At 64.5% G+C, this 24,276-nt stretch carries 24 protein-coding genes; 14 read left to right on the forward strand and 10 right to left on the reverse strand.

Annotated elements, in window-relative coordinates:
• Positions 1–48 precede the first annotated feature (48 nt).
• Positions 49–582 (forward strand): hypothetical protein, encoded by a 534-nt coding sequence (locus MST27_RS15140; RefSeq protein WP_243606773.1) that lies wholly within the window; start codon positions 49–51, stop codon positions 580–582.
• Here MST27_RS15140 and MST27_RS15145 read toward each other — a convergent pair whose 3' ends face one another.
• A complete protein-coding gene (locus MST27_RS15145; protein ID WP_243606774.1) occupies positions 583–1,548 on the reverse strand; it encodes a magnesium transporter CorA family protein in 966 nt (321 codons plus the stop codon).
• Between the two features lie 135 nt (positions 1,549–1,683).
• Between MST27_RS15145 and MST27_RS15150 the strand changes: the two genes are divergently transcribed.
• The 3 genes from MST27_RS15150 (at position 1,684) to MST27_RS15160 (ending at position 5,246) form a co-directional block, all read left to right on the forward strand.
• On the forward strand, positions 1,684–1,953 hold the full coding sequence (locus MST27_RS15150) for a hypothetical protein (protein ID WP_243606775.1): 270 nt from the start codon (positions 1,684–1,686) through the stop codon (positions 1,951–1,953).
• A 78-nt stretch (positions 1,954–2,031) separates the two neighbouring features.
• Positions 2,032–2,277: a TIGR02647 family protein gene (locus MST27_RS15155; protein WP_243606776.1), complete on the forward strand. Its 246-nt coding sequence runs from the start codon at positions 2,032–2,034 to the stop codon at positions 2,275–2,277.
• Between the two features lie 140 nt (positions 2,278–2,417).
• Complete coding sequence (locus MST27_RS15160) at positions 2,418–5,246, forward strand: class I adenylate cyclase (protein WP_243606777.1); 2,829 nt, start codon at positions 2,418–2,420, stop codon at positions 5,244–5,246.
• A gap of 16 nt (positions 5,247–5,262) precedes the next feature.
• Here MST27_RS15160 and rnk read toward each other — a convergent pair whose 3' ends face one another.
• Positions 5,263–5,673: a nucleoside diphosphate kinase regulator gene (rnk, locus tag MST27_RS15165; protein WP_243606778.1), complete on the reverse strand. Its 411-nt coding sequence runs from the start codon at positions 5,671–5,673 to the stop codon at positions 5,263–5,265.
• Positions 5,674–5,836: 163 nt separating this feature from the next.
• Positions 5,837–6,169 (reverse strand): iron donor protein CyaY, encoded by a 333-nt coding sequence (gene cyaY, locus MST27_RS15170; RefSeq protein ID WP_243606779.1) that lies wholly within the window; start codon positions 6,167–6,169, stop codon positions 5,837–5,839.
• Between the two features lie 196 nt (positions 6,170–6,365).
• Between cyaY and lptM the strand changes: the two genes are divergently transcribed.
• Genes lptM through MST27_RS15200 form a run of 6 tightly spaced genes read left to right on the forward strand, consistent with a single transcriptional unit; the run spans position 6,366 to position 10,938 of the window.
• Complete coding sequence (gene lptM / locus MST27_RS15175) at positions 6,366–6,506, forward strand: LPS translocon maturation chaperone LptM (protein WP_243606780.1); 141 nt, start codon at positions 6,366–6,368, stop codon at positions 6,504–6,506.
• Positions 6,507–6,518: 12 nt separating this feature from the next.
• On the forward strand, positions 6,519–7,766 hold the full coding sequence (gene lysA, locus MST27_RS15180) for a diaminopimelate decarboxylase (protein WP_243606781.1): 1,248 nt from the start codon (positions 6,519–6,521) through the stop codon (positions 7,764–7,766).
• Positions 7,767–7,776: 10 nt separating this feature from the next.
• Positions 7,777–8,607 (forward strand): diaminopimelate epimerase, encoded by an 831-nt coding sequence (dapF, locus tag MST27_RS15185; RefSeq protein ID WP_243606782.1) that lies wholly within the window; start codon positions 7,777–7,779, stop codon positions 8,605–8,607.
• A complete protein-coding gene (locus MST27_RS15190; protein ID WP_243606783.1) occupies positions 8,604–9,299 on the forward strand; it encodes a DUF484 family protein in 696 nt (231 codons plus the stop codon). Before dapF ends, MST27_RS15190 begins: the two co-directional genes overlap by 4 nt.
• A gap of 41 nt (positions 9,300–9,340) precedes the next feature.
• Positions 9,341–10,246: a tyrosine recombinase XerC gene (gene xerC / locus MST27_RS15195; RefSeq protein ID WP_243606784.1), complete on the forward strand. Its 906-nt coding sequence runs from the start codon at positions 9,341–9,343 to the stop codon at positions 10,244–10,246.
• A complete protein-coding gene (locus MST27_RS15200) occupies positions 10,243–10,938 on the forward strand; it encodes an HAD family hydrolase (protein ID WP_243606785.1) in 696 nt (231 codons plus the stop codon). Before xerC ends, MST27_RS15200 begins: the two co-directional genes overlap by 4 nt.
• 69 nt (positions 10,939–11,007) lie before the next feature.
• Here the strand turns inward: MST27_RS15200 and sutA are convergent, their stop codons facing one another.
• The 5 genes from sutA to glnK all read right to left on the reverse strand — a co-directional run bounded on the left by sutA (position 11,008) and on the right by glnK (position 15,055).
• Positions 11,008–11,349, reverse strand: coding sequence for a transcriptional regulator SutA (gene sutA, locus MST27_RS15205; RefSeq protein WP_243606786.1), 342 nt, complete (start codon positions 11,347–11,349; stop codon positions 11,008–11,010).
• Between the two features lie 74 nt (positions 11,350–11,423).
• Positions 11,424–11,849 carry a secondary thiamine-phosphate synthase enzyme YjbQ gene (locus tag MST27_RS15210; RefSeq protein ID WP_243606787.1) on the reverse strand — a complete coding sequence of 142 codons (426 nt, stop codon included), beginning with the start codon at positions 11,847–11,849 and terminating at the stop codon, positions 11,424–11,426.
• A 98-nt stretch (positions 11,850–11,947) separates the two neighbouring features.
• The gene (locus MST27_RS15215) at positions 11,948–13,201 is read right to left on the reverse strand and encodes an ammonium transporter (protein WP_243606788.1); all 1,254 of its coding nucleotides are present in this window, start codon (positions 13,199–13,201) and stop codon (positions 11,948–11,950) included.
• 78 nt (positions 13,202–13,279) lie between these two features.
• Positions 13,280–14,596, reverse strand: coding sequence for an ammonium transporter (locus MST27_RS15220; RefSeq protein WP_243606789.1), 1,317 nt, complete (start codon positions 14,594–14,596; stop codon positions 13,280–13,282).
• A 120-nt stretch (positions 14,597–14,716) separates the two neighbouring features.
• Positions 14,717–15,055, reverse strand: coding sequence for a P-II family nitrogen regulator (gene glnK, locus MST27_RS15225; RefSeq protein ID WP_003096476.1), 339 nt, complete (start codon positions 15,053–15,055; stop codon positions 14,717–14,719).
• Between the two features lie 387 nt (positions 15,056–15,442).
• Here glnK and MST27_RS15230 point away from each other — a divergent pair, with 387 nt between their 5' ends.
• The 3 genes from MST27_RS15230 to MST27_RS15240 all read left to right on the forward strand — a co-directional run bounded on the left by MST27_RS15230 (position 15,443) and on the right by MST27_RS15240 (position 19,400).
• On the forward strand, positions 15,443–15,706 hold the full coding sequence (locus tag MST27_RS15230; RefSeq protein ID WP_243606790.1) for an accessory factor UbiK family protein: 264 nt from the start codon (positions 15,443–15,445) through the stop codon (positions 15,704–15,706).
• Positions 15,707–15,735: 29 nt separating this feature from the next.
• Positions 15,736–17,235, forward strand: a complete 1,500-nt coding sequence (locus MST27_RS15235) for a YifB family Mg chelatase-like AAA ATPase (protein WP_243606791.1) — start codon at positions 15,736–15,738, stop codon at positions 17,233–17,235.
• Positions 17,236–17,435: 200 nt separating this feature from the next.
• The gene (locus MST27_RS15240) at positions 17,436–19,400 is read left to right on the forward strand and encodes a BCCT family transporter (protein ID WP_243606792.1); all 1,965 of its coding nucleotides are present in this window, start codon (positions 17,436–17,438) and stop codon (positions 19,398–19,400) included.
• A 35-nt stretch (positions 19,401–19,435) separates the two neighbouring features.
• Here the strand turns inward: MST27_RS15240 and MST27_RS15245 are convergent, their stop codons facing one another.
• Positions 19,436–21,073, reverse strand: coding sequence for a putative bifunctional diguanylate cyclase/phosphodiesterase (locus MST27_RS15245; RefSeq protein ID WP_275973262.1), 1,638 nt, complete (start codon positions 21,071–21,073; stop codon positions 19,436–19,438).
• Between the two features lie 261 nt (positions 21,074–21,334).
• Here MST27_RS15245 and rep point away from each other — a divergent pair, with 261 nt between their 5' ends.
• Positions 21,335–23,344: a DNA helicase Rep gene (gene rep, locus MST27_RS15250; RefSeq protein WP_243606794.1), complete on the forward strand. Its 2,010-nt coding sequence runs from the start codon at positions 21,335–21,337 to the stop codon at positions 23,342–23,344.
• Between the two features lie 141 nt (positions 23,345–23,485).
• Here the strand turns inward: rep and MST27_RS15255 are convergent, their stop codons facing one another.
• Positions 23,486–24,250 (reverse strand): IclR family transcriptional regulator, encoded by a 765-nt coding sequence (locus MST27_RS15255; RefSeq protein WP_243606795.1) that lies wholly within the window; start codon positions 24,248–24,250, stop codon positions 23,486–23,488.
• Positions 24,251–24,276: the final 26 nt, after the last annotated feature.

Consider the following 24,276-nt stretch of genomic DNA (forward strand, 5'->3'; position numbering starts at 1 on the left):
CCACGCGGCGGCGACCAACGCAGGTATCGTCGAAAAAGCCGCAAGCTGATGGCCGACCTCAAAACGCTATTGCTCAACCGGGACACCGAGGTTGCGGAAGTCTTCGAGTCCGCGAAGGAACGGCTGAGTTTCTATCGCTCGGAAATCCACTTCGAGTCGACGCTGCTGGCCAGCCGTACCAGCAGCTATCTGTCGTCGCAGTCATTCCTGATGATCGCCTTCGCCTCTTCCATGGCCAATACCAATCCTGAATGGGGCAGCCTGTTCCGCCTCGTCGTGCCCAGCCTGCTGGCCGCGCTCGGGCTGATCACCTCGCTGCACGCCGTGCCGGGCATCCGCGCCAGTTACGATGTCATCGAACGCTGGCATCGCAAGCAGGCCGAACTGTTGCAAACCGAAGGCAGTGCCGCGCTGCTGAGCAACCACCAATCGGCGCTGTTCGGTGAGGGCGACAATCCGGCCGGTGGCGAACGCTACAAGCGCACCCTGCTCTTCTCGCTGCGCACGCCCATCATCTTCGGCAGCGTCTGGGCATTGCTGGGTGCTTTCTGCATCGTGCTGTACGTGGTGGGCGTCGACTGATCAGAGCCAATCGCGGAACTTGAACCAGGCGTAAGGGATGATTGCCGAGACCACCATCATGCCGAGCGCCATGGGGTAGCCGAGCAGCCAGCCCAGCTCGGGCATGTGCTCGAAGTTCATCCCGTAGACGGTTCCGACCAGGGTCGGTGGCAGAAACAGCACCGCGGCGATGGAGAACACCTTGATGATGGCGTTCTGCTCGATGTTGATCAGGCCCAGCGTTGCGTCGAGCAGGAAGGCAATGTCGCCGAGCAGGCGCGCCTGGTGCTCGCCGAGCGAGCGAACATCGCGCTCGAGCGCCTTGAGCGAGCCCTTGGCGACGCCGTGCCGAGAATCGTCGGCATGCAGGCGGTAGAAGGCCGTCAGGCGGCTCGCGCTGAACAGGCTTTCGCCCAGTTGCGACAGCAGTGACCGATGCTGACCCAGCTGCTGGATGACCTGTTGCAGGTCGGTACGCTGCGTCTTGCGCTCATCGAACACCCGTCGCGAAAGCGCCTGTAATTGGACCTGGACACTTTCGAGCACATCAGCGATGCGGTCGACGACCGCGTCGGCCAGGCCGACGAACAGCGGGTGACTGGAGGTCAGGGCCGACGGCTGCCGCGTTATCTTCGACTCGAACTGGCGAAACGCGCTGAGCTCGGCATAGCGCACGGTCACCAGGCAGCGGGGCGTCAGCACGAAGGTGAGCTGGGCATTTTCCGGGCGGCGATCGGCGATCCCCATCACCACCGTCGTGGTCATGAAGATCGCGCCGTCCTCATCGTAGAAGCGCGAGGAGTCCTCGATCTCGGCCAGCTCTTCGCGGGTGGGGATATCGACGCCCACCGCTGCCTCGACAAGCCGCTCTTCCTGCTGGTCGGGCGAGAGCAGGTCGACCCACACCACATTGTCCGGCAGTGCGTCGAGGGTATCGACGACCTGCCGAGCCAGTGCGCCATTTTCGAGACTGTAAATCGTGATCATCGCGGCAGTCGTGCTCCGAAAGAAAGGCCAGAGAAGAGATAGAAACCGGCCCAAGCGAAGCGTTCAAGCCTTTGGGTTGTATGACGCGGGTAGGTCGAGTCCAATACACCGGACACGCATACGAGGACACGCATCATGACGCAAACCGATTCGAATGACGACGAAGCCTTCGCCGAGCAGGCGCTCGTCCAGGCGATTGAAAACCAGCTCGAAGCGGGCGAGCCTGCCGCTGCTCAAGCGGTGCTGAACAAACTGACACTGGTGGGCTACGAGCGTGAGGAGTCGCTGAAGCTGATGGCCCTGGTGCTGGCCCACGAGATTCGGCAAATGCTCGACGAGGATCGTCCATTCGATGGCGAACGCTACGAGCAGCACCTTCGCGACCTGCCTGAACTGCCGGACTAGAAGCGCTCGCCAAGCAGTTGGCCGTCAAGCAACTACACTTGCCGAACCGGGCCAAGGCCCAGCCACCGAGATGCGAACATGGCGTATACACCCGAACTGGTAGCCGAGCTGGAAATCCTTCGACTGTTCAACCTCGACAACTCGCTCGAGGGCCTCAAGGTGCACCATGACGCGAGCCGGGAAGCCGTCGCGGCAGCGCAGCGCCTCCATGCCAAAGGTCTGACGACCCAGCCGGACGGCGGCTACCTCACCAGCCTGGGCCGTGACGCCGCCGAGCACGCACAGGTGCTGCTGACGATTCTCTCCGACAGCGTGCCCGCCTGACCGCGAGCCGCTGGCTCCAGCGGAACCGAGCTGCGCCGCGCGCCGCAGCTTCGCTTTCCCGTCCTGCCAGGCGACGTGGTATTTTCTGCGTGCATGACCCTACACTCATCGGACAACCCATCCGTGCCCCACGATTTCGCATGAGCCTGTACCAGGAAATCCGCCCCGTTCTCGAAGAAGGCATCGACCGCAAGGAACTCGCTGCATTGCGCGCCCGCTTCCTTGCCGTCAACTCGGGGCGCCTGGAGCGCGCTCGGCTGGGCATGTCCGCACGGCAGCAGGCGGTGCTGCGGCTGCTGCCGCTGCTGTTTCACGTCAACCATCCGATCCTGCCGGGCTATGTATCCGGCACGACGCCAGCGGGCGTCTCGGGCTACGAGCCCGATCCGGACACCCTCGCTGAAGCCCAGCGTCTGAGCCGCTCGTTCACCTACCGGGCGGTGCGCGGCAAGCCGGCTCAGCCGATCCATGGGTTGTTCCTCATGGGCAGCCTGGGCACTGTGGCGCAGGACGAGCACAGCGACCTGGACGTCTGGGTTTGCCATGCCCCTGGCCTGGCCGAGTCGCAGCTCGACGAGCTTGCGCGCAAATGCGCCCAGCTCGAGACCTGGGCCGAAGCGCAGGGCTGCGAGGCGCACTTCTTCCTCATCGACCCGGACCGTTTCACGCAGGGCGCTCGCGACGCCAAGCTGACCTCTGACGACTGCGGCACGACTCAGCACTACCTGCTGCTCGACGAGTTCTACCGAACGGCGATCTGGCTTGGCGGGCGCACCCCTCTGTGGTGGCTGGTGCCCGATTACGAGGAGCACCGCTACGAAGCCTATGCCGCCACGCTGCTGGACAAGCGTTTCGTACGCAGCGAAGAGGTACTGGACCTGGGCAACCTGGGAAGTATCCCGACCGGCGAGTACCTCGGAGCCGGGCTGTGGCAGCTGTACAAGGCCATCGAGGCGCCCTACAAGTCATTGTTCAAGCTGCTGCTGGTCGAAGCCTACGCCAACGACTACCCGCACATTCGCTGCCTGAGCCTGGACTTCAAGCGCGCCGTCTACGCCAACCGACTCGAGCTCGACGAACTCGACCCCTACATCGTCGCCTACCGGCGGATCGAGCAATACCTCGTCAACCGAGCCGATCACGAGCGCCTGGCCCTGTTACGGCGTTGCCTCTATCTGAAGATCAACAAACCCTTGAGCCGAACACCTACCGGGCGCAGCAAGAGCTGGAAGCATTGCCTGCTCGAACGCCTGACCGCCGACTGGAAGTGGGACGGCCGACAGTTCGTCCAGCTCGATGGCCGCAGCCAGTGGAAGGTGCGTCGTGTCGTCGAGGAGCGCCGGGCGCTGGTCAACGAACTGACCTATGGCTACCGCTTCCTGTGCGAATTCGCTCGCCGGCAGCAGATCACCTGCAGCATCAACGGCCGCGATTTCGGTGTGCTAGGCCGGCGCCTGCACGCAGCCATCGAACGCAAGGCCGGCAAGATCGAGGCGATCAACCTGGGTATCGCCCCGGACCTGGCAGAACACAGCCTGACCCTGGTGCAGGGTTACGATGCGGCCGACGACGTGTCCTGGGCGCTGTACGAAGGCAGCCTGAACGCCCGCCGACTCAGCGACTTCTCGCCGCTCAAACGCTCGCGAGAGCTGATACCGCTGCTTGCCTGGTGCCACCGCAACGGCGTTATCGACGTCTCCACACACGTTGCCGTGCATCCAGGCGACAGTGGCCTGACCGAAGGCGAACTCTTCGCTCTGCTGACCGAACTGAGGCAGGCGCTGCCGATGCCGCCGCAGACAGTCCCTGACGAAGCCCTGCTCAGCCCGGCGATGCCAGTCCGTGTGCTCTTGCTGATCAATGTCGGTGTCGACCCGCTCAGCCCGGCGCAACCGCTCTCGTTCGACGAACTGTCCGATTCGTTGGGGCTGGGCTCGTCGCCTGAACACCTGGTGCTGAGCATCGACCAGCTGACCCTCAACAGCTGGGGCGAGCTCATCGCCACCCGCTACGAAAACCCGGCACCCCTGGCCGATTGCTTGCGCGACTACCTGCAGGCGCTTCCCGCCCAAGGCGCGCGGCCGAACCTGCAGGTGCGCTGCTTCCGGAATGCCGGTGTGTCCCTGGCGAGACGGGTCGAAACGGTGTTCCTGGATGCCCAGGCGGCGCTCGACGAGCCGGGCGAAAGCCGCTATTTGCTGCAGATCCGGCAGCACTTTCACATGCTCGACCTGGCGGCGGGCAATATTCGCCATACCGCGCTGAACGACATGGGCGCCCTGCTCGAACACCTTGGCGAAGCCCATCACACACACCGCCCGCTTCGCCTGGACCGGCACGCACTGGAGGGAACCGACCTGGCCGTCATACTGGGCCAGGCTCGCGAGCACTGCCTCCAGGTGTTCTACCGCGTGCAGAACGGCCTGGCCGAAGTCACCGTGCTGGACGAGTTCAATTCACTCTGGCGGCAGCAACAGGTGTTCCGTGACGAGCAGAGCCTGCTGACGCCGCTGTTACGCTTCCTGCAGACCGTGAGCTATCGCCGCACCACGCAGTTGCCGTTCGAGGAGAGCCGGCTGGCCGCAATGGACATCCTGTTCTATCGCCTGCTCTCAGCCGCTCCGAACAACCCGCTCACACTCGAGCGCAGGCCGGCGCCGCGCGAAGAAGTCAGCGACCCGTTCTATGACATCCAGGCCATCGTCGAACCTGGCGAGCGAGGCCGCTCGCAGGTCACGCTGTACTGCAACCACCAGGAGTTTTCCAGCCTCGAGTACGGTGCGGAACTCTATGCGGCCGTCGCGCATTACATCCTCGCGCAGCGACGCGGCAACGAGCGCTATCCCTGCTACATCACCGATCTCGACCTTTCCGGTCTGCTGGGTGGCGGCCGCACGCAAACGGTGCAGCACCTGCGCTACAAGACACAGCTGGAAACGGCCATCAACCAGGCGCTGCAGTCAGCCTGAAAGCGAAGGCGGCCGGTTATTTGCGGTGCGCATCGCCCGCCGCTTCCGGCTGGTATTCGACCGCCAGCAAGGTCAGCTTGAGCGTCTTTCCACCCGGCGTGGGCCAGTCGATGTGCTGACCGACGCTCAGGCCGAGCAGCGCGCTACCCACCGGCGCCAGGACCGAAACGGTACCCTCCTTGCCCGCCGCCTCGGGATAGACGAGCGTCAGGTGGTAGTCCTTGCCGCTGCCTTCTTCCCGACAGTGAACGCGCGAGTTCATCGATACCACGCCAGCCGGCAGCTCGGCACGCTCGACGACTTGCGCACGCGACAGCTCCTCCTCGAGCGCCTCGGCGGCAGGGCCGTAATCCGGCAGGCCATCGAGCAAACGCTCGATACGCTGCAGATCGGGTTGGGTGATGATGATCGGCGGTGCACTGGTCATGGGTACGGACAAGCTCCTCGAAAAACTGGGATGGCAGAAATGCAAAACCCCACCATGCAAGGCGGGGTTCGTTCTGCGACCCTAACACAGCTCACCGAGGAAGCAAGCGACGAGGCGACGCCTGCCGACTAGCCCACGGCCGGGTCACGCGCGTGGCGCTCGCTCACAGGTCCTCGAATTCCAGCGCCTCTCCGCCCTGCTCCTGCGTCGCTCGGGCGAGCAGCTCGCCGAGCCGCTCATCGTTCGCATCGCAGATCCACAGCGCGCTCTCCTCGTCGTAATCGAAGTGGAAACCGCCCGAGCGGGCGGCCACCCACAACTGACGCAATGCCGGCTGGCGGCTGAGAATCAGTTGGCTGCCGTTTTCGAAACGGATGGTCAGGACGCCGCCGGAGTTTTCCAGATCGACGTCCAGGCCGCTGTCGTCGAATGTATCCTCGACGGTTTCCTGCACGGCGTCGACCAGGTCGTGAAAGCGCGCTTCGCTGAGACTCATCAGTGGATTCCTTCTTCTCGATGGTGCGGCGGGCAACCCGGGCCGGCCGACGATGGCGGCGAGCTTAGCAGCCCTGCGTCGCGTCTAGCGAGCCTCGCATCGGCAGCGCGGGCCTGGCCGACCCTTGCGCCACATAGGCAATCCGACGGGTGCTGGGTATACTCCGGCCCATCGATTTTTCAAGGATTACCCCCCAATGAAGCGTCTGCTGCTTCCACTCGTCGCCCTCGCGCTGCTCGCCTCCGCCCTTGGTGGCTGCGGGCAGAAAGGTCCGCTCTACCTACCGGATGACGAGGCGACCGCCAAAGAACGTTCCAAAGACCGATTCGAACTTTAAAGGAGGCATTCCATGGAGGCCTTCTCTTACCGCGACGGTCAACTCTTCGCGGAGGGCGTGGCGCTGCCCGCTCTCGCGCAACGCTTCGGCACCCCCACCTACGTCTACTCGCGGGCCCATATCGAGGCGCAGTACCGCGCCTACGCCGATGCCCTGAAAGGGATGCCGCACCTGGTCTGCTTCGCCGTCAAGGCGAACTCCAACCTCGGCGTCCTGAACGTACTCGCCCGGCTCGGGGCCGGCTTCGACATCGTCTCGATCGGCGAACTGGAGCGCGTCCTGGCCGCTGGCGGCCAGCCAGAGCGGATCGTCTTTTCCGGTGTCGGCAAGAGCCGCGACGACATGCGCCGCGCGCTGCAGGTCGGCGTGCACTGCTTCAACGTCGAATCCACTGACGAGCTCGAGCGCCTGCAGCAGGTCGCCGCTGAACTGGGCGTGATCGCCCCGGTGTCCTTGCGTGTCAACCCGGACGTGGACGCCGGCACCCATCCCTACATCTCCACCGGGCTGAAAGAAAACAAGTTCGGCATCGCCATCGCCGATGCCGAGGCCGTGTACGCCCGTGCCCACGAGCTGAGCAACCTCGAAGTGATCGGTGTGGATTGCCACATCGGCTCGCAGCTCACCAGCCTGCCACCGTTCCTCGACGCCCTTGACCGCCTGCTTGCCTTGATCGACAGGCTCGCCGTGCGCGGCATCCGCATCCGCCACCTGGACCTGGGCGGCGGACTGGGCGTGCGTTATCGCGAAGAGCAGCCGCCTCTAGCCGGCGACTATATCCAGGCGGTGCGCAGACGCATCGATGGGCGCGACCTCGCGCTCGTCTTCGAACCTGGCCGCTCGATCGTCGCCAATGCCGGCGTTCTGCTGACCCGCGTCGAATACCTCAAGCACACCGAGCACAAGGACTTCGCCATCGTCGACGCGGCGATGAACGACCTGATCCGCCCGGCGCTCTACCAGGCCTGGATGGATGTGGTGCCGGTGCAGCCGCGCGAAGGCGAGCCGCGCCACTACGACATCGTCGGGCCGATCTGCGAGACCGGCGACTTCCTGGCCAAGGAGCGTCCACTGGCACTGGCTGAAGGCGATCTGCTGGCGGTCCGTTCGGCGGGCGCCTATGGTTTCGTGATGAGTTCGAACTACAACACGCGCGGCCGTGCGGCCGAGGTGCTGGTGGACGGGGAAGACGCCTACGAAGTGCGCCGCCGCGAAAGCGTGCAGGAGCTATACGCTGGCGAAAGCCTGCTGCCTGCCTGAGGCCACGACGATGCTTTTGCGTTTTACCAAGATGCACGGCCTGGGCAACGACTTCATGGTTATCGACCTGATCAGCCAGCACGCGCATATACAGCCCAAGCACGCCAAGCAATGGGGCGACCGGCACACCGGCATCGGTTTCGACCAACTGCTTCTGGTCGAGCCACCACACAATCCTGACGTCGATTTTCGCTACCGCATCTTCAATGCCGACGGGTCAGAGGTCGAACAATGCGGCAACGGCGCCCGTTGTTTCGCGCGCTTCGTATTGGACAAGCGCCTGACCATGAAGCGGCAGATACGGGTGGAAACCAAGGGCGGCATCATCGAGCTGATCGTGCGCCCGGACGGGCAGATCACCGTGGACATGGGGCCGCCCCACCTCGTACCGGCCGACATTCCGTTCCAGGCGGATGGCGAGGCCATGAGCTACCCGCTGGACGTCGATGGCGAGCAGCTGACAATCGCTGCGGTGTCCATGGGCAACCCTCATTCGGTGCTGCGTGTCGAGGATGTGGAAACCGCACCGGTACACCAGTTAGGGCCGAAGATCGAACACCACCCGCGCTTTCCGCAGCGGGTCAACGCTGGCTTCCTCCAGGTCATCGATCGCCAGCATGCGAAGCTGCGCGTCTGGGAGCGAGGCGTCGGCGAGACCCAGGCGTGCGGCACGGGTGCCTGCGCTGCGGCCGTCGCCGCGATTCGCCAGGGCTGGATGGATTCGCCGGTGCAGATCGATCTTCCCGGTGGCCGCCTGTCCATTGAATGGGCAGGCATCGGTCAGCCCGTTATGATGACAGGCCCCGCCGTTCGCGTATTCGAAGGACAGGTTCGCCTATGACCGAGCAAAAACAGGACAAGCCGCCACTGATCGACGCCGAAGCCGTCGCGGCCTACCTGCGCGCGCATCCGGAGTTCTTTGTCGATCACGACGAGCTGATACCCGAGCTACGCATCCCGCACCTGCCAGGCAGCGCGGTGTCGTTGGTCGAGCGACAGGTCAAATTGCTGCGCGAACGCAATATCGAGATGCGTCATCGCCTGTCGCAACTGATGGACGTGGCACGCGACAACGACCGCCTGTTCGACAAGACCCGCCGTCTGGTACTCGACCTGCTCGATGCGAACAGCCTGGAAGAGGTCATCAGCGCGGTCGACGAGAGCCTTCGACACGAGTTCCAGGTGCCCTTCGTCAGCCTCATCCTGTTCAGCGATACGCCATTGCCGGTCGGCCGCAGCGTCACCGCCAGCGAAGCGCAACAGGCCATCGGCGGCCTGCTCGGCAGCGGCAAGACCGTCTGTGGTGTGTTGCGCCCCCATGAGCTGGCCTTCCTCTTCGGCGAGGATGAAAGCAATGGCATTGGTTCGGCAGCCGTGGTCGCGCTGAACCAGCAGCAGGGCATTCTCGCGATCGGCAGCGCAGACCCGCAACACTACAAGAGTTCGCTGGGCACGCTGTTCCTGGGTTATATCGCCGAAGTCCTGACGCGCGTGCTGCCGAGCTACTCCGCCCCGCTTCGGTCGGTACGCTGAAAGCTGGAAGCCTGCCTGGCGCGGGCTTGAAGAGCGTGATGATGCACACTGATCTGGACGCCTATCTTCAGCACCTGCGCAGCGAGCGCCAGGTGTCGCCGCATACGCTGGATGGCTACCAGCGTGACCTGCTCAAGGTGATCGCCTTCGGGGAGAAGCATCAACTGCGCGACTGGGGCGACATCAAGCCCGCCCACGTCCGCCAGCTCATCGCCGAGCAGCACCGGCGCGGGCAATCCAGCCGCAGCCTGTCACGCCTGTTGTCCTCCCTGCGCGGACTCTATCGCTACCTCATCAAGGAAGGACGCTGCGCCCAGGATCCGGCGGCGGGGATCTCCGCCCCCAAGGGCGAGAAGCGCCTGCCTCGCCTGCTCGATACCGACCGCGCCATGCAGCTGCTCGATGGGGGCATCGAGGACGACTTCATCGGCCATCGCGACCAGGCGATGCTCGAGCTCTTCTACTCATCCGGCCTGCGCCTGGCAGAACTGGTGAGCCTGAATCTCGAACAGCTCGACCTGGGCACGGGCCTGGTGCATGTTCACGGCAAAGGCAACAAGCAACGAATCCTGCCGGTCGGACGCAAGGCTCGCGAGGCGCTGCAAGCCTGGCTGCCCTTGCGAGCGCTGAGCAACCCTGCCGATTCGGCCGTGTTCGTCAGCCAGAAGGGGCGCCGGCTCGGTGCACGCGCGGTGCAGGCGCGCGTGCGCGAAGCGGGGGTGCGCGAACTCGGCCAGCATCTGCACCCGCACATGCTCCGGCACAGCTTCGCCAGCCATATCCTTGAGTCGTCCCAGGACCTTCGGGCCGTGCAGGAGCTGCTCGGGCATGCCGACATCGGGACCACGCAGATCTACACCCACCTCGACTTCCAGCACCTGGCCAAGGTCTACGACCAGGCGCACCCGCGAGCCAAGCGCAAACAGAACAGCGAGCAGCAGTCATGACCATCAGGCTGATCACCTTCGACCTGGACGACACCCTGTGGGATGTCGCACCGGTTATCCAGAGCGCGGAAACACGCCTGCGAGACTGGCTCGGTGAACATGCACCGCGGCTCGGCAGCTTTCCAGTCGAGGCGCTGGCCGCGATCCGCAGCCGCCTGATCGAGGACGAGCCCAGCCTGAAGCACCGCATCAGCGAACTGCGGCGGCGCATCCTCTTCCACGCCTTGAACGACGCAGGTTACGGTGCCACCGAGGCTCGCGACATGGCCCACCAGGCTTTCGAGGTATTCCTCGAAGCCCGCCACGCCATCGAACTCTTTCCCGAGGTTCATCCGACACTCGAGCGACTGGCCAACACCTATGCGCTTGGGGTGCTGACCAACGGCAATGCCGATGTCAGCCGACTCGGACTGGCCGACTACTTCCGTTTCAGTCTGTGCGCCGAGGACCTCGGTGTAGGCAAACCCGACCCCCACCCGTTTCGCGAAGCGCTCAAACGCGGCGGCGTCGAGGCCGCACACGCGGTACATGTCGGCGATCATCCCAGCGACGATATCGCTGGTGCGCAGCGCGCAGGGCTTCGAGCCATCTGGTTCAACCCGGCCGGCAAGAGCTGGACCCACGAAGGTCGCCCCGACGCGGAAATCGGCAGCCTGGCCGAATTGCCGGTGCTACTCCAACACTGGCGCTGATACCGCACCTCGCAGGCATGAAAAAACCCGCCATGAAGGCGGGTTTTTTCGAGGCTGAACATCGCCGGTTCAGATGGGCCGGCTGCCGTATTTGCTGTCCGGCTTTTTGGGCGGATCGGCCACCACGTTCGGCTCCACTTCCTGAACCCGACCGCCGCGCGCCAGGAACTCCTCCATGGCACGGGCCAGCTCTTCGCGTTCGCGCTGCTTGGCTTCCAGGCTGGGCAGTTCGTCGACCACGACCGTCTTGGCCTTGGCCTTCTTGCTGGTCGGCGTGGCACGCTCGCTATCGGTCCCCTCGTCATCCGAAAGGTCGTCGCCGTCGTCGGCGTCCGCAGCAGCAAGCTCCTCGCCTTCGTCCTCGTCGTCGTTAACGTCCAGATCGTCTTGTTCTAGTTCTTCGTCACTCATGTTCAACCTCGTACCCTGCCAAAGCGAAAGTTATAGCCCAGCGATGAACTTTGTTCGCCATCGCCAAAAAAAATTCAACTCGCCATCCCATGCAACGTCGCGACAACCTGCCTGGAGCCGCCCTGGTCGCGGTGCTCCCCGAGATAGATGCCTTGCCAGGTCCCCAACGCCAGGCGCCCTGCCTGGATGGGCAGGCTGACCTGGCAGCCCAGCAGGCTGGCCTTGAAGTGCGCCGGCAAGTCATCCGGCCCTTCGTAGTCATGCTCGTAGCCCGGCTGGTCCTGCGGCACCAGACGGTTGAAGAACCGCTCGAAGTCGCGCCTTACAGCCCCATCGGCGTTTTCGTTGATGGTCAATGACGCCGACGTATGGCGCAGCCACAGGTGTAACAGACCGACCTCACATTGCCGCAGTTCCGGCAGATGGCCGAGCAACTCATCGGTAATCAGATGGAAACCACGCGGTCTGGGCCGCAGCGTGATGATCGTCTGTCGCCACATCGTCGATAGCCTCTCGTCACCCGGACGGAGCGCATTCTAGCGCGGCTTCAGAAAAAACAAAGGGCGCCCGAGGGCGCCCTTCGTTGAGCGAGGAGGCATCAGCGCTTGCTGGTGAACTCCGGGTAGGCTTCCAGGCCGCACTCGACGACGTCGACGCCTTCGTACTCTTCTTCCTCGCTGACACGCAGGCCCATGACCGCCTTGAGGATCGCCCAGACCACGAGGCTGGCGATGAACACCCAGGCGAAGATCGACACCAGGCCCAGCAGCTGCGCGCCGAACGAGCCATCGGCGTTGGTCAGCGGCACGGCCAGCAGGCCCCAGGCGCCGACGACACCATGAACCGAAATCGCACCGACCGGGTCATCGAGCTTGAGCTTGTCCAGGCCGAGGATGCTGAACACCACCAGCACGCCACCCACGCCACCGATCAGCACCGCCTGCAGCGCGCTTGGCGTCAGCGGCTCCGCCGTGATGGCGACCAGACCGGCCAGCGCCCCGTTGAGGATCATGGTCAGGTCGGACTTGCCGAACAGCAGGCGCGCAGTGATCAACGCCGCGACCAGCCCGCCGGCGGCCGCCATGTTGGTATTGGTGAAGACCTGGGCGACGGCGTTGGCATCTTCGATGGTGCTCATCTTCAGCTGCGAACCGCCGTTGAAGCCGAACCAGCCCATCCAGAGGATGAAAGTCCCAAGGGTTGCCAAGGGCAGGTTGGCACCGGGGATCGCGTTGATCTGGCCGTTGGGGCCGTACTTGCCCTTACGAGGCCCGAGCAGCAGTACGCCAGCCAGCGCGGCGGAGGCGCCTGCCATGTGCACCAGCCCGGAACCGGCATAGTCGAGGAAACCGGCGGCGTCGAGGAAGCCACCGCCCCACTTCCAGAAACCCTGAACCGGGTAGATGAAGCCGGTCATCACCACCGCGAAAGCGATGAAGGCCCAGAGCTTCATGCGCTCGGCGACCGCACCGGAGACCACCGACATGCAGGTCGCGGCAAACACAATCTGGAAGAAGAAGTCAGCCCGCGCCGAATAGTAGGGCGCATCCTCGCCACCGGCGGCCACCACGTCGACCGCGTTTTCATCGCCAATCAGGAAACCCAGGCTCGGCAGGATGCCGCCTTCAGGGCTGGAGTACATGATGTAGTAGCCGATCAGCAGGTACATGATCGACGCCAGCGCGTAGAGCACGATGTTCTTGGTGAGGATTTCGGCGGTGTTCTTGGCGCGGACCAAGCCGGCTTCGAGCATGGAGAATCCGGCCGCCATCCACATCACCAGCGCGCCGCAGATGAGGAAGTAGAAGGTGTCGAGTCCGTACTGGACGGGTATCAGTGCTGTGCTATCCATTTGTTTTCACCTTTTGCCGAGCGCCGGGGCGCTATTCGGTTCAGGCGCCCGGGTTGGCTCCGGGCGCGCTCCGTGTGCTTACAGGTTGTAGCCGCGTTCGTTGTGCAGGCTGAGATCCAGGCCGATGGTTTCTTCTTCTTCGCTGACTCGCAGGCCCATCACCGCGTCGATCACCTTGAGAATCACCAAGGTGACGATGCCGGTGTACACGACCGTGAAGAGCACGCCCTTGAACTGAATCCACAGCTGCAGTGCGATGCTTTCCACCTCACCGAAGCCGCCCAGTGCCGGGGCCGCGAACACGCCAGTCAGCAGCGCGCCGACGATGCCGCCAATGCCGTGCACGCCGAAGGCGTCCAGGGAGTCGTCGTAACCGAGCTTGCGCTTGAGGCTGGTGGCACAGAAGAAGCAGATGACGCCCGACGCCAAGCCGATGATCAGTGCGCCCATCGGGCCGACCGTACCGGCTGCGGGGGTGATGGCGACCAGACCCGCGACCACGCCCGAGGCGATGCCCAGCGCGCTGGGTTTGCCGTGGGTCATCCACTCGGCGAACATCCAGCTCAGCGCCGCGGCGGCGGTGGCGATCTGGGTCACCAGCATGGCCATCCCGGCGGTGCCGTTGGCGGCCAGCGACGAACCGGCGTTGAAGCCGAACCAGCCGATCCACAGCATCGCCGCGCCGACCAGGGTTAACCCCAGGTTGTGCGGCGCCATGGGCGTAGTGGGGAAGCCCTTGCGCTTGCCGAGTACGAGGCAGGCCACCAGACCGGCGATGCCGGCGTTAATGTGCACGACGGTGCCGCCGGCGAAATCCAGTACACCCCAGTCCCACATCAGGCCGCCGTCGCCGCCCCAGACCATGTGCGCGATCGGTGCGTAGACGAGGGTGAACCAGACGCCCATGAATACCAGCATCGCGGAGAACTTCATCCGCTCGGCGAAGGCGCCGACGATGAGCGCCGGGGTGATGATGGCGAAGGTCATCTGAAAGGTGATGAACACGCTCTCCGGCACCGTGCCGGTGAGGCTGTCGGGCGTCAGGCCGGCGAGAAATGCCCGCCCGAGACCGCCAACGAAGGAATTGAGGTTGGTGACGCCTGCCTCCATGCCGGTCGTGTCGAACGCCAGGCTGTAGCCGTAGACCATCCAGAGGATGCTCATCAGGCCGGTGATGGCGAAGCACTGCATCATCACCGAGAGGATGTTCTTCGAGCGGACCATGCCGCCGTAGAACAGCGCCAGGCCCGGAATCGTCATGAATAGCACCAATGCGGTGGCTGTCAGCATCCATGCCGTATCGCCTGCATCGAGCGTTGCCTCCTGCGCCATGGCGATGCCTGGGCTTATCAGAGACAAAAGGGCTCCTAGCCCTGCGATTTTTCGCAGAGTCATGGTTTTACTCCTGGGGCGTGGGGTTCGTAGGCCTGCCAGGCAGGCAATCGCGAGTGGGAGCGTTGCGTGGCGGATGTGTCGGGCGTCGCCGCCCGTTCATGCATTCGCTACGCGTGCCCGTCAGATCGCGTCGGTATCGGTTTCGCCGGTGCGAATGCGAATGGCCTGTTCCAGATTCACGACGAAAATCTTGCCGTCGCCGATCTTGCCGGTGTTGGCCGCCTTGGTGATGGCCTCGATCACGCGGTCGAGCTGGTCATCGGCAATGGCCACGTCGATCTTCACCTTCGGCAGAAAATCGACCACGTATTCGGCGCCGCGGTAGAGCTCGGTATGGCCTTTCTGGCGCCCGAAACCCTTGACTTCGGTGACCGTGATGCCCTGGACGCCGATTTCGGACAGCGACTCGCGTACGTCGTCCAGCTTGAACGGCTTGATGATGGCAGTGACTAGTTTCATGAAAACTTCTCCCGTTTAGGTGGACTTGCCCCAGAAGTACGAACCCGGCTCAAGTCTAAGCTCAGTGTCTGGCTCTTGTAACGCGCCGGCATCGCCGCGCGCCCCTCCGACACCATCAACCAATCCGACGAAACGTCCCGAATCGCCTGTGCACCCTTCATTCGTTGGTGCATGCGTCACGCTGAGCAAAGCAGATTCAGTGCCAATCTCCGAAAAACAGCGGTTTGCCGCGTTTCAGCGCAGCAGCACCCGGCGCCACAAGCGAAACGACGCACCAATTTGGTGCCATGGCATCCGACACCATGCCCGGAAACGGGCACGGTGCCCGCCCTAAGTTACGGCAGACGACCGTGCTACACTGCACGCCGCTCAGAAACAGGTGATGCTATGTTCCCGCCCAAAGCTTTTCTCGACGCCATCGGCTCTCAGGCCTCGCGCCTGTTCAACGGCGAAACGCCCCTCTCGCGCAGCGAAATCGAAGCCCAGTTCAAGGGCATCGTCCAGGGTGCGCTGAGCAAGCTGGACGTGGTCAGTCGGGAGGAATTCGACAGCCAGATGGTCGTATTGGCCCGCACCCGAGCCCGCCTGGAGGCCCTCGAGGCCAAGGTCGCCGAACTGGAAGAGAAGCTAACCCCCGCCGCCGACGAGTGATCCGGCGGCACCGATCAAAGGAGTGATCGATGTCCCTCGCCATTGTCCACAGCCGGGCACAGCTCGGCGTGGAAGCGCCTGCCGTCACGGTCGAGGCGCACCTGGCCAACGGCCTGCCCTCGCTGGCCCTGGTCGGCCTTCCGGAAACCGCTGTGAAGGAAAGCAAGGACCGCGTCCGCAGCGCCATCCTCACGTCCGGCTTCGACTTTCCTGCCCGCCGCATCACCCTCAACCTCGCCCCAGCCGATCTGCCGAAGGACGGTGGCCGCTTCGATCTGGCCATCGCGCTGGGCATCCTCGCAGCCGGTGGTCAGGTGCCCGGTGATCGGCTGGACGGCCTCGAGTGCCTCGGCGAACTGGCCTTGTCGGGCGCCTTGCGACCGGTGCAGGGCGTACTGCCCGCCGCACTCGCCGCGCGCAAGGCCGGGCGTGCACTGCTGGTGCCGCGGGCGAACGCGGAGGAAGCCAGCCTGGCCTCGGGTCTGGTGGTCTACGCAGCCGACCATCTGCTCGAGGTCGCCGCGCATTTCAACGGCGTGACGCCACTCGAACCCTTCCAGGCGCAAGGCCTGCTGCGCCAGGAGCTGCCCTATCCGGACCTCGCCGACGTGCAGGGCCAGGCCGCGGCGAAGCGGGGCCTGCTGGTCGCGGCCGCCGGCGCTCACAACCTGCTGTTCTCCGGCCCGCCGGGTACCGGAAAGACACTTCTGGCCAGCCGTCTGCCCGGCCTGCTGCCACCACTACAGGAACAGGAAGCACTGGAAGTCGCCGCCATCCATTCGGTGGCCAGTCAGTCCCCGCTCGAACACTGGCCGCAACGGCCGTTCCGGCAGCCCCATCACAGTGCATCGGGGCCGGCGCTGGTCGGCGGCGGCAGTCGACCACGGCCAGGCGAGATCACCCTGGCACATCAGGGCGTGCTCTTTCTCGATGAGTTGCCCGAGTTCGATCGCAAGGTGCTGGAGGTTCTTCGCGAGCCGCTGGAGTCCGGCCACATCGTCATCGCCCGGGCTCGGGACAAGGTGAAGTTTCCGGCCCGCTTCCAATTGGTCGCCGCGATGAACCCCTGCCCCTGCGGTTACCTGGGCGACCCCAGCGGTCGCTGCCGCTGCTCGCCGGATCAGATCCAGCGCTACCGCGGCAAGCTGTCCGGGCCACTGCTCGACCGCATCGACCTGCACCTGACCGTCGCCCGCGAGGCCACGGCGCTCAATGCGCCGCAAGCCGGTAGCGAGACGACCGCAGCGGTGGCCGTTCAGGTGGCCGAGGCACGGCGCATCCAGCTTGCTCGTCAAGGCTGCGCCAACGCGTTTCTCGACCTGTCCGGCCTGCGCCAGCATTGCCATTTGCAGCCGGAGGATCAGCGCTGGCTGGAGCGCGCCTGCGAGCGACTCGGCCTGTCGCTGCGCGCGGCGCACCGCATCCTCAAGGTGGCCCGGACGCTGGCGGATCTCGAGCGGGCCGAGTCGATCGGCCGAGGGCACTTGGCCGAAGCCCTGCAATACCGTCCCTCCAGCCAATCCGGCTGATCGACAGCCGCGCGGCGCCTCTACGCAGCGGTCGGACGGCAAGCGCAACGGCACAATTCGCCCACTGCGGAGGTCCGATTCATTGTCCCCGACGAGACGGCGATGGCCTCTAGTCCGGTCAAAAGCTGACCAATATGCTAGATTGCGCCCTCTTCGCCACAGGCGGCCACTCCCCAAATCGACGAATCAAGGAGCGCAGCATGGAGGCCAACAAGTCTTCTCCCACCCTCAACCCACCTGTTTTCATCGGCTCTGCCGTACTCATCATCGCGCTGGTCATCTACAGCGTCGCCTTCTCCGAAAACGCCCAGGCGCTGTTCAGTGACGTCCAGGCCTGGATCATCGCCAATGTCAGCTGGCTCTACATCATCGCGGTAGCGATCATTCTGCTGATGGTCGTGCTGCTCGCACTCAGCCGCTACGGCGACATCAAGCTCGGCCCCGACCACAGCGAGCCGGACTACAGCAACCTGACCTGGTTCTCCATGCTGTTCTCCGCGGGGATGGGCATCGGCCTGATGTTCTTCGGCGTCGCCGAGCCGGTGATGCACTTCCTCTCGCCCCCGGTAGGCGAAGGCGGCACCAGCGAGGCCGCTTACGAAGCCATGAAGATCACCTTCTTCCACTGGGGCCTGCATGCCTGGGCGATCTACGCCATCGTCGCGTTGATCCTGGCGTACTTCAGCTACCGCCACGGCCTGCCACTGACCCTGCGTTCGGCCCTGTACCCGCTGATCGGCGAGCGCATCTACGGCCCGATCGGCCATGCGGTGGACATCTTCGCCATCATCGGCACCGTGCTCGGCGTCGCGACATCGCTGGGCCTGGGCGTCACCCAGATCAACTCGGGTCTGAACCATCTCTATGGGGTGCCGATCTCCGTGCCGGTACAGATCGCGCTGATCGCGGGCACCACGGTGCTGGCGACCATCTCCGTGGTCACCGGCCTGGACAAGGGCGTGCGACGCCTGTCGGAGCTGAACCTGACGCTGGCCGTGCTGCTGGTGCTGGTGGTGCTGGTTGCCGGCCCGACCGTGTTCATTCTGCAGACCTTCGTGCAGAACACCGGTAGCTACCTGTCGGACATCGTCAACAAGACGTTCAACCTCTACGCCTACGAGCCAAATGACTGGATCGGCGGCTGGACGCTGTTCTACTGGGGCTGGTGGCTGGCCTGGTCGCCCTTCGTCGGCCTGTTCATCGCGCGCATCTCGCGTGGTCGGACCATCCGCGACTTCGTCACCGGCGTACTGCTGGTACCGACCGGCTTCACGCTGCTGTGGATGACCGTGTTCGGCGACACCGCGATCCACATGATCCTCTGGGACCATGTCACCAGCCTGGGCGAAGCCATCGAACGAGACAGTTCGCTGGCGCTGTTCGCCTTCCTCGAGCACTTCCCCTTCGCGGCCGTGCTGTCGACCATCGCGATGATCATGGTCGTGGTGTTCTTCGTGACCTCGGCCGACTCCGGCGCGCTGGTCGTCGACATGCTCGCCTCGGGTGGCGAAGGCCAGACGCCGGTCTGGCAGCGGATTTTCTGGACCGCCTCCATGGGCACCGTCGCCATCGCGCTGCTGCTCGCCGACGGGCTGACGGCCTTGCAGACGGCCACCATCGCCAGCGCCCTGCCGTTCACCCTGGCCTTGCTCTGCTCGATGTGGGGGCTGCTCAAGGCGCTGCGCCTCGATGCCACCAAGCAGGGGCTGCGCTACCAGGCGATCAACACCACGCCGACCGCGCCGGTATCCGAAGGCGGCTGGCGCCGTCGCGTGCAGAACCTGACCATGTACCCGCGACGCCGCGACGTCGAGCGTTTCATCAGTGAAACCGCCGCACCCGCCTGTGCCGCCGTCGCCGAGGAGCTGCGCAAGCAGGGCTACAGCGTCGAGCTGACCAGCGGGGAGGACAAGCGCACCGGCCTGGAGATCACCCACGAAGGCGCGCCAGACTTCATCTACCAGATCCGTCCGCGCGGCTACCCGATGCCCAGCTTCGTCGCCACCGAGGAAGACGAAGACGAGCGCAACTACTTCCGTGCCGAGGTACACCTCAAGGAAGGGGGGCAGAACTACGACGTGATGGGCTGGAGCCGTGAAGGGGTGATAGGCGACATCCTCGACCAGTACGAGAAGCACATGCACTTCTTGCACATGGTTCGCTAGCAACACCGCGCCGGGCTTCAGCCCGGCGCTTCGTTTCAGCCACGCATCTCGAGGCGGTGCCCCCGGTCGAGCAGGGGCCGCAGCTCGGCCAGTGGCAACGGCTTGCTGATCAGGTAACCCTGAACCTGGTCGGCACCGAAGCGACGCAGTTGCCCGAGCTGGGCCGCGCCTTCGACGCCCTCGGCCACCACCTCCAGCCCCAGGTCGTGCGCCAGCCCGATCATCGCCCGGACCAGCCGTCCGTTCTGCGGACGCGCGGCCATCTGGTCGACGAAGCTCTTGTCGATCTTGAGCAGGCTGATCGGCAACCGACTCAGGTGCACGAACGAAGAGAAACCGGTGCCGAAATCGTCCAGTGAAAAACGTACGCCGAGCGCGGCAAGCGCGTTCATGGTGCCGCGCACCTGATCGCTGCGGCGCATCACCGCCGTCTCGGTGAGTTCGAACTCCAGCCAGTGCGGGTCTACGCCGCGCTCGGCGATCAATCGCTCGAGGGTCGCCAGCAGCTGGCTGTCTTGGAACTGCCGAAACGACAGGTTCACCGCCATGTGCAATTCGCCAACGCCACTTTCGCGCAGGCTCTGCAGGTCCCGCAGGGCGCGGGCGATGACCCAGTACCCCAGCGGCACGATCAACCCGCTCTCCTCGGCCATGGGGATGAACTCGTCGGGCGCCAGCAGGCCGCGCTCGGCGTGGGGCCAGCGCACCAGCGCTTCCATGCCGACGATGCGCCCCGTCTCGATACACAGCCTTGGCTGGTAATGCAGTTCCAGATCATCGCGCCGCAACGCACGACGCAACTCGTCTTCCAGGTCGGCGAGGCTGCCGGCGCTACGGTTGACTCGCTCGTTGTAGAGGTACCAGGTGCAACCCTGCTTCGCCTTGGCCTGACGCATGGCGATCTGCGCCAGCCAGAACAGCTGGTCGGCATCCGCCCCCGGCTTCGCATGCGCCAGTCCGAGGCTGCAGCCGATCATCAGGCTTTCGCCGTCCAGCCAGTAAGGCTCGGCCAGCGTTCCCATCAGTCGATCGGCCAGGCGCTCGATACGACCGGTCTGGCTCGCGTCGAGCAACAGCCCGAATTCGTCGCCGCCAAGCCGGGCTAGACGGTCGCCTACCTCCAGCTCGGCCTTCAGGCGCGCCACGACCTGCAGGATCAACCGATCCCCGGCCCGATGCCCGAGGGCATCGTTGACTCGGCGAAAGTTGTCCAGGTCGAGCACGCCCAGTACCAGCGCCTCGCCGGCATCATCCATCAGTCGGGTCGCCAGCAGCGCCTGGAAACCCTGACGGTTGGTTATGCCCGTCAAAGCGTCCTGTTTGGCCAGGCGCTGGACGATGTCATGCAGGTTGCAGCGCTCGCGGGCATAACGCAGGCAACGGCGCAGCGGCTCCAGCTCCAGCGACGGGCCGATCAGCCAGTCGATGACGCCTTCGGGCGTCTCGCTCAGTTCCGCCTCGACCAGCAGCACCGTCGGCCAGGGGAAGCGCGCAGAAGCGGGCCGCTGCGCGGGCGCAGCCAGCAGCACGCTGGAGACGGGCTCGGCCATGTGCGCCATGGCGGTCGCCCAGTCCGGCGCGACGATGAGTGGATGCGGGTCGGGTAGCAGCCCCAGCGCCGAAACGAGGCGCTCGCGCCATGCGGGTTCGTCGGCGAGCAGGACCAGGCGCAAAAGTGATACGGACGATGTCACGGTGGTTCCCCGGTTCATACGAAGCGGTCAGGCGTGCAGGCACCTGGGGTTACACCTCCTTGTGTCAAGCGGGTCGCAGGCCTTGCCGCCTGATGCGCTCGCCGCGGCGCATAGACTAGAGCATTGCGGCCCATAACCCAGCCCCGCGGGCGACGACCGGTCATCGTGCCCGCCGGTGGGCCTCAAATCGAGCCGCCAGCCCTGCTAAACTCTCGCCCCCCTTCGACAGACCAAACGACGATGTCCCGACTCAACCCCCGGCAGCAGGAAGCCGTGAACTACGTCGGCGGCCCCATGCTGGTGCTCGCCGGTGCCGGCTCCGGCAAGACCAGCGTGATCACGCGCAAGATCGCCTACCTGATTCAGCAATGCGGCATCCGCGCCCAATACATCGTCGCCGTGACCTTCACCAACAAGGCCGCGCGGGAAATGAAGGAGCGCGTCAGCAGCCTCTTGCGCGGTGGCGAAGGCCGTGGGTTGACCGTCTCGACCTTTCACAACCTCGGCCTGAACATCATCCGCAAGGAATACGCCAAGCTCGGCTACAAGCCGGGTTTCTCGATCTTCGATGAAGGCGACATCAAGGCCCTGCTGACCGACATCATGCAGAAGGAGTACGCCGGCGACGACGGCGTCGACGAAATCAAGGGCTACATCGGCAACTGGAAGAACGACCTGATCCTGCCGGAAGAGGCGCTGGAAAACGCGCGCAATCCGAAGGAGCAGACCGCGGCAATCGTCTATACGCACTACCAGCGCACGCTCAAAGCCTACAACGCGGTGGACTTCGACGACCTGATCATGCAGCCGGTCAAGCTGTTCCAGAATCACCCCGAGGTGCTGGAGAAATGGCGCAACCGGGTGCGCTACATGCTCGTCGACGAATACCAGGACACCAACGCCAGCCAGTACCTGCTGGTGAAATTGCTGGTCCAGGAGCGCGCGCACTTCACCGTGGTGGGCGATGACGACCAGTCGATCTACGCCTGGCGCGGCGCACGACCGGAAAACCTCATGCAGCTCAAGGAGGACTTTCCCTCGCTCAAGGTCGTGATGCTCGAGCAGAACTACCGCTCGACCAGCCGCATCCTCAAATGCGCGAACATCCTGATCGCCAACAACCCGCACGCCTTCGAAAAGCAGCTGTGGTCCGAAATGGGGCACGGCGACCCGATCCGAGTCATCCGCTGCCGCAACGAGGATGCCGAGGCCGAGCGCGTCGCGGTGGAAATCCTCACCCTGCACCTGAAGACCGGCCGCCCCTACAGCGATTTCGCCATCCTCTACCGGGGCAACTACCAGGCCAAGCTCATCGAGCTGAAGCTGCAGCACCACCAGGTGCCCTATCGGCTCTCCGGTGGCACCAGCTTCTTCGCTCGCCAGGAAGTGAAGGACCTGATGAGCTACTTCCGCCTGCTGGTCAATCCGGACGACGACAATGCCTTCCTGCGGGTGATCAACGTACCGCGTCGCGAGATCGGCTCGACCACGCTGGAGAAGCTCGGCAACTACGCCACCGCGCGCAAGATCTCGATGTACGCCGCCTGTGACGAAATCGGCCTCGGCGAACACCTCGACAGCCGCTACACCGAGCGCCTGTCGCGCTTCAAGCACTACATGGACAACCTGCGCCAGCAATGCGCGCAGAACGATCCGATCGCCGCGCTGCGCAGCATGGTCATGGACATCGACTACGAGACCTGGGTGCGCTCGCAGACCTCCAGCGACAAGGCGGCGGACTTCCGCATGGGCAACGTCTGGTTCCTCATCGATGCGTTGAAGAACACCCTGGAAAAGGACGAAGACGGCGACATGACCATTGAGGAGGCCATCGCCAAGCTCGTGTTGCGCGACATGCTCGAACGCCAGCAGGAAGAGGAAGAAGGCGCCGAAGGTGTGCAGATGATGACCCTGCACGCGTCCAAGGGACTGGAGTTTCCCTACGTGTTCATCATGGGCGTGGAGGAAGAAATCCTGCCGCACCGCTCCAGCATCGAAGCCGACACCATCGAGGAAGAGCGCCGCCTGGCTTATGTCGGCATCACCCGTGCGCGGCAGAACCTGGCGATGACCTTCGCCGCCAAGCGCAAGCAGTACGGCGAAATCATCGAATGCATGCCCAGCCGCTTCCTCGACGAACTGCCGCAGGAGGACCTCCAATGGGAAGGCCAGGAAGACGCGCCGGCCGAGGTCAAGACCGCCCGCGGCAACGACGCCCTGGCCGCCATGCGCGCGATGCTGAAGAAGTAACGGCGGCATCGCGAACCGCACCGCTGCCCTTTGTGGAGCAGCACGCTTGCTCGCGATCATCGTTGGTCGGGAAGCTGCCAACCGCCAGCAAGCTGGCGCCTACAGGTCGGGGTCGTCTCGTCGTTTGGCGTACTGCCTGAGTCAGCCGGCGACGATCGCCTCCAGTTCCTTTGCCGCCAGGCGCAGACGGGGCACGAAAGCGAGCAGCGCCTCCATCGAACACCGGATCACCGGCGCATGCGTGAACAGGCAGGCGCTCAGCTCACCCCGCGCATCGCGCACCGGGACGGCGCAGGCGACCATGCCGTCGATGAATTCTTCGGAGTCGGTGGCCATGCCTTCGTCCCGAATACGCGCCAGATCGTCACGCAGGGCGCTGAGATCGGTCAGCGTATTGCGCGCCATGCGCTGGATCGGCAGCCTCGGCAGGATGCGTTGCAGCCGCTCATCCGGGAGCGAAGCCAGGTAGAGCTTGCCGCTGGCCGTGCACCAAAGCGGCGTGCGGGTGCCGACGGGCAAGTTGATCTGCAGTGGCCAGTTGGTCTGCACGCGGTCGAAATAGAGCATGTCCAGGCCGTCCGGTATGGACAGGCCGCACGTCTCGCCGATCTCGTCCGAAAGCTGCCGCAGGATCGCCTGGCGCAACGCCTTGTGCTGCCCGCTGCGCAGGATATCCACTGCCGTCCTGTGCAGCCGGTCGCCAGGCAAGAGCCCGCCGCGCAAGCCAAACTGCAGGAAGCCCTCCTTCTCCAGCGTCTGCACCAGGCGATGGGCACTGGCCTTGGGGATATCCAGGTACTCCGCCAGCGCGCTGGGCGTCAGCGGCGCCTGAGCCGAGGCCACCGCCTCGATGATTTCGAGGACGCGGGTAATGGAGGAGCCTTTTTCGCGGGGGGTACTGCGCATCACATGCCCTGTTGTCGAATGGAGAA

Source organism: Stutzerimonas marianensis, assembly GCF_022810315.1.
GTDB lineage: Bacteria > Pseudomonadota > Gammaproteobacteria > Pseudomonadales > Pseudomonadaceae > Stutzerimonas > Stutzerimonas marianensis.